The sequence below is a fragment of the Dyadobacter sp. CY326 genome (genome assembly GCF_021390515.1).
Lineage (GTDB): Bacteria > Bacteroidota > Bacteroidia > Cytophagales > Spirosomataceae > Dyadobacter.
In genome coordinates, this window is the sequence record NZ_JAJUXI010000004.1 from 426579 (window position 1) to 439730 (window position 13152).

Genomic DNA, 13152 nt, shown 5'->3' on the forward strand with positions numbered 1-13152 from the left:
TTCAAAATTTAACAACAGGCTAAGGCTGATTGTCGAATGCCTACTGAAAAATTATGCTTCGAAATTATCTAAAAATCGCGGTCAGAAACTTGTTGGGAAACAAAGGCTATTCGGCCATAAACATTGGCGGATTGGCGCTCGGAATGGCGGTGGCAATGCTCATTGGACTCTGGGTTTATGATGAGCTCTCATTTAACAAGAACCACAAAAACTACAACCGAATAGCAATGGTGGTTGTCAATCAGGTGCTTGGCGGAGCGTTACAGACATCAAAATCACTGCCTTACCCATTAGTTAACGAGCTCAGAACCAATTACCAAGAACATTTCAAGCACATTGTTCCGTCGACACATATCATTGAGGATGTGTTAGCGGTTGGGGAAAAGAAACTTTCCCGAAAAGGACAGTTCGTCGGGTCCGATGCTCCCGCATTGTTCACCATTGATATGGTCCGCGGTTCCTGGGCTGGACTGCTGGACCAGCAGTCCATTTTGCTTTCGGCATCAACAGCCAAGGCGCTTTTTGGTAACGCCAACCCGATGAATAGACAGATCAGGCTCGGCGAGAATCTTGATGTGAAGGTTACCGGCGTGTACAAAGATTTACCAGTAAATGCACAATTGCACGAAGCGCAGTTTCTCGCGTCCTGGGATTACTTTATTGCCAAAAATCCTTACATGAGCCAAAAGCAATGGGACAACCACGCGGTTGCGATATTCGTCGAAATCAAATCTGAAACTGACTTTAAGAAAGCGTCTGCCGCCATAAAAGATGCCGAACTAAAAGTGATCAGGAACATAGACAATATGCAGAATGAAGCGGCAACAAACCCGCAGATCTGGTTGCATCCGATGCGCGACTGGCACCTTTTCTCAAATTTCAAAAATGGCCAGGCAGAGGCGGGACCGGTTCAATATGTTTGGCTGGTGGGGATGATTGGCTTTTTTGTACTGCTGCTGGCTTGCATTAATTTCATGAACCTGGCCACAGCGCGGTCCGAAAAGCGTGCAAAGGAAGTTGGGATTCGAAAGGCCATTGGTTCGCAGCGGTTACAATTGGCGGGCCAGTTTTTTACCGAATCGTTTTTGGTCGTTATCCTTGCTTTTTTTCTGGCGGCAACTTTGGTCGACGCATCATTGTCATGGTTTAACGTGCTGTCTGCCAAGCAAATGTCTATTCCTTGGGCAAACGGTTATTTTTGGCTTATAACCGTCTCTTTTGTGGTTATCACGGGCCTGCTGGCTGGAAGCTATCCTGCATTGTATCTGACCTCATTTCAGCCGGTAAAAGTGTTGAAAGGCAAGCTCATTCATCCGGGTCGGTTTGCCGCATTGCCAAGAAAGTTTCTGGTCGTTACGCAGTTTACGGTTTCCATAACATTGGTCATTTGTACGGCGGTTGTTTACAGCCAGGTTCAGTTTGCCAAAAATCGCCCGGTTGGTTATGAACGCAATGGTCTAGTGATGATTGCAATGAAGTCACAGGATTTTTATGAAAAGGAAGCGGTGATCCGTGCTGAGTTGAAAAAAACCGGAGCCGTTTCAGAAGTAGCCTTGTCGCAAAGTCCGGTTACTGGCGTTTGGTCTGAGAATGGAGGTTTCAGTTGGAAGGGGATGACAGATCCGAATCCGCCGAGTTTCAGCACATTGACCGTTTCTCCTGAGTATGCAAAGGTTGTGAACTGGAAATTCATTGCGGGACGCAATTTCTCAAAGGATATGGCGTCTGATTCTGCGGGTTTTGTAATTAATGAAACTGCCGCCAAGCTGCTTGGCTTCAAAAATCCTGTCGGTGAAACCATGAGCTGGACAAGTCAGTGGATGACCAACGGCGTGCAAAAGAATTTTCAAATCCTCGGTGTAGTGGAAGATATGGTCATGAAATCGCCATTTCAGCGTGTTTCGCCAACTGTTTTTTTCTTATTTGGATCGCCCAACTGGATGAACATTAAGCTTAGTCCGAAAGCGAATCCAAGTGGCGCGTTAGCAAAAATCGGATCTATTTTTAGCAGACTAACACCGACTGTTCCTTTTGAATACAAATTTGCAGATCAGGAATATGAAGCGAAGTTCAGGGCCGAGGAAACAATTGGCAAATTAATCAGCTTTTTTGCCTCATTGGCCATCTTCATTTCTTGTCTCGGTTTGTTTGGACTAGCGTCATTTGTTGCAGAACAACGCACAAAGGAAATCGGGATTCGGAAAGTGCTGGGGGCGTCAGTCGGGGCCTTGTGGCAGATGTTATCACAAGATTTTGTTCAATTGGTGGTGATCTCGGCCATCATTGCAACGCCGATTGCGTGGTTCGCCATGCAGGAGTGGCTCGAAAAATACACTTACCGGACGGTGATATCGGGGTGGATTTTCGTCAGCACCGGCATTGGCGCATTGGCGATAGCGCTAGCGACCGTTAGTTATCAAGCCATTCGCGCAGCTTTGATGGATCCGGTGAAAAGTCTTAAAAGCGAATGATCAAAAAAGAAATTTCAACAATCTCGGCCGATTTAATTTACAGTTTCAAAATCCTTTGTACAAAGGTCTTATCTTGCGCGTAAATCCTTCATAAAGTGAGTTATGCTTAGGTTACGACCGATTTTTTACACCACTGTATTGTTTTTAATTCTCCATTCAATGTCCGTTAGGGCGCAGGAGAACAAGACCTTGATCCCAAATATCCATGCATCGCTCGAAGCCGGAGCATATATTTCTTCCCCAAAAACGACTCCATTCTGGCTGCGAACAAATCAATTTGGCATTGTTCCGAACACAACGCCTGCGGGACAAATACAGGGAACCGTTTCGAAGCCTTACGTTTTTTTCGACTCGTTAACCAATCGCAAAAAGAAAACGGATTGGGGTTTTGCCGTCAATCCTGTGCTGACGTATACAGATAAGGATCAGTTGAAAGTGCAGCTGCCTGAGTCGCATGTGAAAGCGCGATTTCGAATGCTTGAAATCTATGCCGGTCGCCGAAAGGAAGTGATGGGATTGGGCGATACGACGCTATCTTCCGGCTTTTACTCTGGCTCAGGCAATTCAATGCCTATTCCAAAAGTGCAGATTGGCACCGTGACTTTTGTGCCATTGAAGTTTACAGCTAATTTCCTCGCCATACACGCTGGTTTTGCGCACGGGTGGTTCAATACAAATTATATTAAAGGCATCAGACTGCATCAAAAATTCTTGTATTTCAGGTTGGGGAAACCTCAGTCGAAGAGTAAATTTTACTTTGGACTCAACCACAATGTCCTTTGGGCAGGGCATTCCGAAGAATTAAAAAACCATCCGGAACTCGCATTAAACGGCGAATTGCCTTCATCCTGGAAGTTTTTTCCAAATGTTGTGCTGGCTTACACTTCAAAAAACTGGTTTGAAAAAAATGGTTACGGATCGTTCGATAGTTACCGGCTAGGTAACCACCTAGGCAGCTACGACTTTGCGTTCGAGACAAAATTCGATGATAAAAAGCTCTTCATTTATCATCAACATCCTTTTGAAGATGTTTCGAGTATGCTGTTTAAGAACATTCCCGATGGTTTGTATGGCATTAATCTCAAAATGAACCGTTTAGGAAGTGATGCAGGATTTGTTTTGACACATGTTACGCTGGAATTTTTGACGACCAAAGACCAGTCCGGGTCCACTTTTTACATTCCCGGAAGCACTTATCAAGGCGCTGATAATTATTTTAATCATTCGCAATACAGCAAGGGCTGGTCTTATAATGACCGCACGGTCGGGACGCCATTTATTGTTCCAGGCGTAGACATGGATAAGTCTAATGTGTTCAGCGGCAGATATTTCCCTAGCAACCGCGTAAATGTATTTTACGGAGGAGCGCAGGGGAAATGGCGTAATGTGCTTTCCTTGACATTACGTGCTTCGTATAGCCGGAACTTCGGGATCCCGGGTGAGCCATTCAATCCGCCAAGAGGGCAGTTGTCCACATTATTGGGAGCGCAATATGATTTGCCTTCTATCAAAAGAACCAGTTTAATTGCCCGGCTGGCCATTGACAATGGTGATATTTTTGTCCATTCGACAGGCGGCTACATCGGCATTAGAAGGAGCTGGTAACAAAGCATTTAAAGCTGTTCAAAGGCGAACAAAGTTGTCCGATTTCGGACAACTTTGTTCATTTTTGTACGGTTAATAAATTGATAATTAACAGGTTAGCTTTAGTGGCATAAAATTGTTATCGCAGGCACTGAAGCATGCTGATTTCATCCTTTCTCTTTCCTGCCATGTTTAAAAATTACCTCAAAATTGCATTCCGCAATATCTGGAAAAACACAGTTTTTTCAGCGATTAACATTGTAGGCCTCGCGATCGGAATGGCGTCCTGCATCCTGATCATGCTTTTCGTTTTTTACGAGACAAGTTTTGATAAAATCCACACCAAGAATCTTTACAGACTTGATGAAGTCCAGAAGTTCAAAGGCATGGTTGCGCCTCAAAAAGTCGCGCTTTCTATGTTTCCAATGGGCCCGACATTGAAAAACGAATTTCCTGAGATTAAAAACTTTGTCCGCATCAGAATTTTTGAACGGGTCGGATTAATGTTTCGGGACAAAAAAGCTGAGCTGCCCAAAGCCTTATGGGTTGATCCCAATTTTTTGCAAATGTTTGAATACGAATTGCTTGAAGGCCAAAAGGATAATGTTTTGAAGGATCCGAATGCGGTTGTGCTTTCTAAGAAAAGTGCTGAGAGCATATTTGGGAAGGAAAATCCAATTGGAAAATCCATCATTCACTATGGCGAAGACACGCTGACATTCAAGGTGACCGGAATTATGGCAAATGTGCCGGCTAACTCGCATCTGCAATTCGACGCGTTGTTTTCGTTCAGCACCATTACGCGTCCCGATTATATGGAGAACTGGGGCGGAAACTGGCTGGTCACTTATCTGGAACTGGCACCCGGCACAAACACTGCTTCCCTCGAAAAAAAGTTTCCGGCCTATCTCGGACGGCATATGTCCAAGGAAAATGCTGCCAGCTATGAATTGTTTCTGCAACCACTGGCGGACGTGCATGCGAGGTCAACTGATATCACGCACGATTACATTAATTATCAGAAGTTCGACCGGAGTTACACATACATTTTTTCGGTCATTGCGATCATTGTGCTTATCATTGCTTGTGTCAATTTTATGAATTTGTCAACGGCACGTTCCACAGGTCGGGCCAAGGAAGTGGGCATTCGTAAAGCCATTGGGGCACAGCGCTTCCAATTGGCTGCACAGTTTATCGGCGAGTCCGTTTTGCTGGCATTTATGGCTTTGGTACTGGCTATGGCATTGGTTAAGTTGCTGTTGTCTTCGGTTAACAGTTTCAGTCAGCGCGAACTCGATTTTTCGTTATTTAGCCGCCCAGGCCTCTTGCTTGCGATTTTGGGCGGAACCATCATTATTGGCATTTTCTCGGGACTTTATCCAGCTGCATTTCTTTCTTCTTTTCAGCCCATTAAGGTGTTAAAAGGCACGCTTCGCGTTGGGAAAAGCAATTTTAGAAATGCGCTCGTAGTCGTTCAGTTTTCCAGCGCCGTTTTCTTGATCATTGCCACCGGTTTTGCGGTAAAGCAGCTTCGTTATATGGAGCAAAAAGATCCCGGTTTTGACAAAGAACAAGTTGTGATCATTCCATTGGATGCTAAGTCAGGGCCTAAATATCAGGCGATTAAGCAGGAACTTTTGTCCAGCTCATTTGTGGCGGGCGTCACAGGTTCGCAGCAGCGGTTAGGCAACAATTTACATCAGACGGGCGTCACTTTTCATGGCGATGGCCCTATCAAACAAATTGCTTCTTCGCAGGTTGTGGTTGATCCGGATTACTTGTCTTTATATAAAATCAAAATCATCGCCGGACGAAATTTCCGCGACGATGCCGCCGACAATGCCAAGGCTTACATTATCAATGAATCACTGGCCAAAGAACTTTTAAAAGACCAGCCCAAACTGACATTGCAATCGCTGATCGGTAAAAATTTCGGGTTTTCAGGCATGGATTCGACCGGTCGCATTGTGGGTGTTGCCAAGGATTTCAATTTCAATTCATTGCACCATAAAATCGAAACGCTCTGCCTTTTCAATCAGAAAGATTGGGGTTATGAGGAGATGTCGGTGCGCATCAAAGGCAAAGACGCCAAGCAAGCCATCGCCACAATCCAGGGCGTTTGGACATCAATCGTGCCCGAACAGGAATTCAAATATTCTTTCCTCGACGATCATTTTGCGACATTATATAAGGCTGATAGTCAGGTGAGCAGCATTGTTGGAATCCTGGCAGCGCTCGCAGTTTTCGTTTCTTGCCTTGGGTTGTTTGGCCTGGCTTCCTATTCGGCGGAGCGCAGGATCAAGGAAATTGGCGTTCGCAAAGTGATGGGCGCTTCGGTCGCCGGCATTGTCGCATTGCTCTCCAGGGATTTTTTAAAATTGGTTCTGGCTTCGATCCTCATTGCGTCGCCCGTTGCGTGGTGGGCCGTGAGCACCTGGCTAAAAGATTTTGCATATCGGATCGACATAGAATGGTGGGTTTTTGCACTCGCAGGCGCGTTATCCATTATCGTTGCATTGCTGACCATCAGTTTTCAGAGCGTTAAAGCGGCATTGGCCAATCCGGTTAAATCATTGCGGAACGAGTAATTGAAATTTCGAATAAATGGAGGATTATGCTAAACAACTACATTAAAATTGCGCAGCGGAATTTATTAAGACACAAAAGTTTTTCATTGATCAACATTCTGGGACTGACGATTGGCCTCACTTGTTGTTTTCTGATCATGGTTTTTGTGCAGCACGAAACGAGTTATGATCAGTTTCATGCCAAACATGAGCGAATTTACCGGCTCAATTACATGCCCAAATTCGCAGGTTACACCCAATACATTGGTCTCACACCAGCCGCTGCATCGCCGCTGCTTCCTGATTATTTTACCGAAATTGAAACCTCCGGTCGCCTTTACAGAAACAATGCGACTATTGAAATTTCGGGCGCTTCCAGTTCGAGGCCGGTGAAGTTTGATGAAGAGCGCTTTTACTTCGGCGATTCAACATTACTCGACATTTTTTCACTTGAATTTCTGGAAGGCGATGCCAAAACAGCGCTCACGAGCCGTTATTCTGTCATTATTACGGATAAAATTGCGGCTAAATATTTTGGTAAAACAAGTGCATTGGGCAAAACGCTCACTTTTGAAGGCAAGCATCCGCTGAAAGTGACAGGCGTCATCAGGGAGCTTCCCGACAATTCGCACGTGAAGATCGACTTGCTTTCGGATTATCAGACCATGTTTGCGACGGAGAGTGAAAACCTGCGCCAGAACTTGCCGCAGAACTGGGTCATCACGCATTCAACGACTTACGTGCTTTTAAGAAATGGCAAATCGGCAGGAAGCGTGAATGCAAGGCTGCCCAAATTCCTCGCAGCGCACGCAGACCCGGAATTGGCAAAAGGCATTGAATACAAATTGCAGCCGTTGGACGACATTCACCTCGACAATGCGGTGGAAGGCAATAACGAGCCGACCGGCAACATGACTTACATTTACGTTTTTCTGGGTGTTGGGTTCATGACGTTGCTCATTGCCTGCATCAATTTCATCAATCTCTCCACGGCGCGCTCGCTGAAACGTGCGCGTGAGGTGGGCATTAGGAAGACACTAGGCAGCGAAAAGGGACAGATCGTTGCGCAATTCTTGGGCGAGTCGCTGTTGCTGAGCAACATTGCCTTGCTGCTCTCAATTGTGCTGATTGCATTGCTGCTGCCTGTGCTCAATAACTTAACAGATAAGCAATTAACGGTTTCTTACGTGTTTTCAAGTCCTGTTTTGATGAGTTCATTTGTTGGCATTGCCATTCTTGCAGGCATTTTGTCAGGAAGTTATCCGGCATTTTTTGTCGCCCGTTTTGATCCCATCGCCACATTGAAAGGTAATTTTGCGGGGGGCAAAGCGAAGGGTGGTGCATTGCGGCAGACGCTGCTTGGTTTTCAATTTATCGCCTCCATAATCCTCATCATTGGCGCTATGGTCGCATTCCGGCAGCTGAAATTCCTGATGGAGAAGCCGATGGGATTTGACAAAGATTACATTGTGACCGCCAACATGCGTAACGAGAAGATTACCAATGTGTTTGCAACGCCCAATGACAGCAGTTATTCGAGGTTAAGGACGTTTAAGGAGACATTGCTCAGCAATCCCGGCGTAAAAGAAGTAACTTTTTCAACCCAGCAAATGGGCGCGGGTGCAGTGCAGCGCAATGTTGTTCCGGAGGGAAAAACGCAGGATAGTAACCTGTTTATCGGAGCCGTTGGCGTTGATTTCAATTTTGTAAAGACATATGGATTGAAATTAGCTGCCGGACGCGATCTTTCCGAGCGATTTTCTACGGATAAGGCCGCTGGATTCCTGATCAATGAAACTGGCGTGAAACAACTGGGCTGGAAAAGTGCTGACGAGGCCATTGGAAAATCGATCAACCTGGAAGGCAAGCAGGGGAGGATCGTAGGTGTTTTGAAAGATTTCCACAATCAATCGCTGCAAAATCCGATTCAAGGCATGTTGCTGAACATTGATCAGCCCATGTTCACGCAGGTTTCAACAAAGCTTTCGGCTCAAAATACGGAGCGAACATTGCGCTTGATCGGTCAGCAATGGGATAAATATTTCCCGGAAAAAGGTTTCGATTACGAATTTCTTGATCAAAGCATTGCGAATGCTTATGCAACGGAACAGCGCCTTAGCAAGCTGATTGGCTATTTTGCGGGCCTTGCCGTGCTGATCTCTTGCCTGGGTTTGTATGGACTTGTTGCTATCGTTACCCAGCAACGAACCAAGGAAATTGGCATCAGAAAAGTGCTTGGCGCTTCCGTAAGCGGGATTGTACAATTGCTATCACGCGATTTCGTCATTCTCGTGGTCGTTTCACTTGTCATCGCAAGTCCTGTTGCATGGTTCGCGATGGATAAATGGCTGCAAAATTTCGCCTACAAAACGGACATTGCCTGGTGGGTTTTCGGTCTGGCCGGTGTGCTGACATTATCAGTAACATTGCTGACCGTGAGCGTGCAAAGCATAAAAGCTGCATTGATCAATCCGGTGAAATCGCTCAAAACCGACTGATAAAAGAAGAACTTCATTGCCATACACCTTCAATTGAATCGACTTTTTAACCAATTATCAACCATGAGCCATATTGCCATCCCAATCCCGCCGCTTCAAGGAAAGCAGGAGATTAAAGTTGAAGTAACCATCAATGGAATCAAGCAAAATTTGTTTTACCGTGTTGAGCTTTTTTATTGGGAAGATTGCTCCAATCCGGTCGCGCATCGCGCCGATTGCATCAGCGAAATGCTTGCTCATCACGATCCGGAATGGACCGTTTATTACATTGGCGCACCGAATGACGACTTCGTGCCCATCACTTTTGTAAAGAAAGAAAGCCGCAACCTGATGCGCGAAGCGCTTGCTTAATCAACTTTCCGGATTGCAATATCCGGAAAGTGTCAAAACCAAAACTTGTCGGAATCTTCCTGCGGTTTCCAATTGCTTTTCGGTTCAAAATGCTCCCAAATGATGGCAGACAGTTTACGGATCAGCACATAACCTTCATTACTTTTTTGCCAAGCCTGATCCTCCTGATCTTTGGTTGCGACACAAAAGACATAATCTCCATGCGGCGCGTGCACAACAAGCACTTCTGATTTTGCCTTATTCACAGCCCCACTTTTTGCAGCAACTTTCACTTGAGGTGGAATTTGTGAAATTGCTTCTCCATCCCAGAATTGCATGCCCAAGTAACGATACATTCGTTCGCTAACCTCCGGACTGATCGCCTTTCCGTTGCGGATCATCGTGACAAGCTCTGCCATTTCTCTGGGCGTGGTTTGACCCCAGCCATATTTCGCCTGTCCGTCTTTGCGACCGGGCGTGCGGGAATTGACACGAATATTTGAAAATCCATTGCTTTCCAGCCATTGGTTGATCGTCGCGCCGCCTCCCGCCATCGCCTGCAACCACAAGCTGCCCGTGTTATCACTTTGTGAAATCATGAGGTGAACGACTTTCGGCAAAGCAATTTTGGTGCTGTCGCGAAACGAACCGACAATGCCGTCATCATATTTTAATGAATCGCGGTAAATAAGTTCCTGGTCAAACTTCACTTCGCCTCGGTTTATTTTATCAAAAATCCCGCAAAGGATCGGCACCTTCACCATGCTTGCCGTGGGGAAAATGGAGTCTGCATTGACAGCTGCAATGCGGTTTGTTTTGAGATTTCTGACATAGATTCCTGCCGTGCCTTTGAAACCGGCCATCGCGTTTTCAAGTTTTTTAACAAGCTTTTGATCGACAGATGTTTTGCCCACAGACGCAGGCTGCGCGATTGAAGCGGCAGTCATTAACAATGCAGTGAATAATAAAATCAATTTTTTCATATTGGTAGGAGTGATTGAAGTAAGTTAGTTTGACGTTTTTCGCTTGGCCGATTTTTGGTCTGCAAATTCCAAATAGCCCCAATGTTCAGGAAAATGCATGTTAATGATGCCTTGCGGTGACCAAACCCAGTTGTATTCAGGCAAGCGTTTGCCAGTTTCCGCGTTTCGCTTGCGGACATATTTGCCTTCCTCATTCACGTCATGCTGCCAGTTCACCCGCGAAAAATTGATCCGCCATTCGGAGCCGGCGGTTGGAATGATGGCGGCCACATTTTCATGGGAAAGTGATTTGAAAGGAATCGCGATTTCTAATATCCAGCGCTTATCCTTGTCTTTGGCATTGTTAATGGTTCCATCGACGGACACGGCAGATTGCAGATCTTGAATGTTCCATTTCAGCTGCGCCCGACCGCCTTTTTTATAAGTTTTGGGAAGAAACAGGTCAAATGTGTTGTTGGCAGCATTGATTTCCAGCTCGTAATAATTTTCGGTGTCGCCATCCGGATCAATGAAAACTTCGAAATCATTTTCCAGATATACAATTTGGTCCTTCTTGGTTTGGTAAGCCCAAATGTGCTCTTCTTCCATGAGCGCGGCAATGTACAAATGCGTGTCGTCCCAAAGTATTTTTGCCTGCGTATGCTGGTAAGGAAGTGGTTTTTTGTCTCCTTCAATGTCCACAAACCTTTCCGTCCACACGGCCTTTTTCCAGGCGCTTTCGAGCTTTCCGTCAATGCGGATCGGCTTGTCTGTCTTGTTGCTAATGTATTTTCTGGGAAGCGTTTCAGTCTGCGCGAGTCCGCTTTTTAGGGCTCCGAAAGTAACAAAAAGAATGAGCAGGTTTAGGGTTTTGAAATCTGGTTTTTTCAAGAGTTTAGAGCGATTAATTAAAGTTCGCGCTCGAAGAAGAGCACATTTTCAAGAGGACTTACATTGTATGGAGTAGTTTCTTTGAAGCCAAATGATTTGTATAAGCCAACTGCCGCGCTCATTTGCTTCACCGTATCGAGTTTGATCGTTTTGTAATTTAATGCACCCGCTTCTGCGATGAGCGCGCTTAACAATGCTTTTCCAATGCCTTGTCCCTGATGTCCGGGACGAATGTACATGCGCTTCACCTCACAGGTAAACTCATTTTCAATGCGGCGCAAACCGGCTGCACCAACGTAACTTCCATCCATTTCGACCAAGAACAATGCGCCTGTTGGCGGGCCATACATTTGCGGAAGCTGCAACAATTCGTCATCAAAATTCTGATAAGAAAGCGCAAAGTCGAGCGAGTTAGCGTATTCCTTAAACAACTCACCGCCAGCGGAATATTGCGGTGTTGATGCAGCTTTTACGATCTGAAACATTTCGTCTTAATTTTTTGTGGCTTTCAAAAGGTCGCTAGCTTTGACCGGGTTGCTGAGCAGCTTTTCAAATGATTGCCAGCGTTTTGCTTCGTCCGAGCCAGACTGATTTTCAATGTACTTTTTAACAATATCCTGACCGTAATTATAATTGATCACATAGCTTCGATATTTCCGTATAAATCGGAGATAATCAACAGCTCCTTTTTCGGAAAGCAAGCAATAATTCGTAAGCCAGCGAAGCGCTTCCTTATCCGTCATTGTTTTACTAAAAAGCCCTCTGGCAACCTCATTACGCGCATAATTAAGTGATGATCTTATTTTCAATGCGTTAAAATAAGTGTCAAAACCTGTTGTGTCCTGTCCGGCCAGCGGGATGAGCACTTGCTTGCAATATTGTCTGGAAGCGTCGCCGGGGAAAGCAATGGAAATGCCATAATTAGCGCTTCCCTCGGCAATAAGCGATTGCGGACTGAAAAGCGGATAAAGCGAAATCTCCTGTAAACCCTTATCCCGGTAAATGTTTTTTTCCAAAAGCGCATTGAACACGTGATGTCCCGGATAACCCTCGTGGCAGGCCAGGTCTATGGCTCGCTCAATGTAAATGGGCTGGCTGATATTGATTTGAATGATGCTCTGGTAATTTCCTTTATACCAATTGTATCCCGACCACGGCTTGTCCGTCACATATTCCAGTTTGAAGTTCTCATTATAAGGGAGCTTGTAATGCTGCAATGTGCGTTTCCTCGCCTCCGCAATGGCGACTTGGAAGACCGTGTCAATCTTGTTTTTGGGAATAACAAAACGCGTGGCAACTTGCTGAAAACGATCGGGAAGTGCTCCTTTGCCGGGCAGCAAGCTGTCCAGACTGGCGATCAGCGATTGGAAATATTGTTCCGAATAAACGGGCGCAACGGCATCAAACAGCTCTTTGGATTCTGTATCAAACGGTGCGTTCTCACCTGAAACAATCTTGATTCTCCTTTCGAAAGCGGTCAGTTGCGCATTGAGCCATTCGGCACGGGTGCGGGTCGAGTCATTGTCGGTGGAAGCAGTGAGTGCGCCAAGTTCTTTTTTCAATGCTGAAACGCGACTGAGCAAACTATCCTTTGGAAAAAGGGAAGTGTCTTTTGCGGCTTTCGGTCTCAACGAATCCGGGCCATAATAAGCGTCCACAAAATCCGGGTCAAACTGACCAATTTCCAATCCCAGTGTCACATAATCGCGACCAATCCGGTTTAGGGTTCCTGCATCGCCTGATTGCATCTTTTTAGACCCGCATGCCAACATTAAAACAGAAAATATGATTATAACAGTGCTTTTTAAGCTCATTTTGATAGTTTTGAAAAATATCCCAGTTCCCACAT

The 13152-nt window shown here is 45.6% G+C and carries 9 protein-coding genes; 5 read left to right on the forward strand and 4 right to left on the reverse strand.

Annotated elements, in window-relative coordinates:
• The first annotated feature begins 53 nt into the window (after positions 1-53).
• From LZG73_RS10110 to LZG73_RS10130, 5 genes are all read left to right on the forward strand, one after another.
• Entirely contained in the window at positions 54-2471 is a 2418-nt protein-coding gene (locus LZG73_RS10110; RefSeq protein WP_233848423.1) for an ABC transporter permease, read from the forward strand.
• Positions 2472-2630: 159 nt separating this feature from the next.
• On the forward strand, positions 2631-4076 hold the full coding sequence (locus LZG73_RS10115) for a capsule assembly Wzi family protein (protein ID WP_233848424.1): 1446 nt from the start codon (positions 2631-2633) through the stop codon (positions 4074-4076).
• 167 nt (positions 4077-4243) lie between these two features.
• Positions 4244-6643, forward strand: a complete 2400-nt coding sequence (locus tag LZG73_RS10120; RefSeq protein ID WP_233848427.1) for an ABC transporter permease — start codon at positions 4244-4246, stop codon at positions 6641-6643.
• 26 nt (positions 6644-6669) lie between these two features.
• The gene (locus tag LZG73_RS10125; protein ID WP_233848432.1) at positions 6670-9120 is read left to right on the forward strand and encodes an ABC transporter permease; all 2451 of its coding nucleotides are present in this window, start codon (positions 6670-6672) and stop codon (positions 9118-9120) included.
• A 63-nt stretch (positions 9121-9183) separates the two neighbouring features.
• Positions 9184-9471, forward strand: a complete 288-nt coding sequence (locus tag LZG73_RS10130; protein ID WP_233848433.1) for a hypothetical protein — start codon at positions 9184-9186, stop codon at positions 9469-9471.
• A 32-nt stretch (positions 9472-9503) separates the two neighbouring features.
• Here LZG73_RS10130 and LZG73_RS10135 read toward each other — a convergent pair whose 3' ends face one another.
• Genes LZG73_RS10135 through LZG73_RS10150 form a run of 4 tightly spaced genes read right to left on the reverse strand, consistent with a single transcriptional unit; the run spans position 9504 to position 13117 of the window.
• The gene (locus LZG73_RS10135; protein WP_233848435.1) at positions 9504-10433 is read right to left on the reverse strand and encodes a serine hydrolase; all 930 of its coding nucleotides are present in this window, start codon (positions 10431-10433) and stop codon (positions 9504-9506) included.
• 24 nt (positions 10434-10457) lie between these two features.
• Positions 10458-11303, reverse strand: a complete 846-nt coding sequence (locus LZG73_RS10140; RefSeq protein ID WP_233848437.1) for a carbohydrate-binding family 9-like protein — start codon at positions 11301-11303, stop codon at positions 10458-10460.
• A gap of 17 nt (positions 11304-11320) precedes the next feature.
• Positions 11321-11788, reverse strand: coding sequence for a GNAT family N-acetyltransferase (locus tag LZG73_RS10145; RefSeq protein WP_233848439.1), 468 nt, complete (start codon positions 11786-11788; stop codon positions 11321-11323).
• 6 nt (positions 11789-11794) lie between these two features.
• The gene (locus tag LZG73_RS10150; protein ID WP_233848441.1) at positions 11795-13117 is read right to left on the reverse strand and encodes a hypothetical protein; all 1323 of its coding nucleotides are present in this window, start codon (positions 13115-13117) and stop codon (positions 11795-11797) included.
• Positions 13118-13152: the final 35 nt, after the last annotated feature.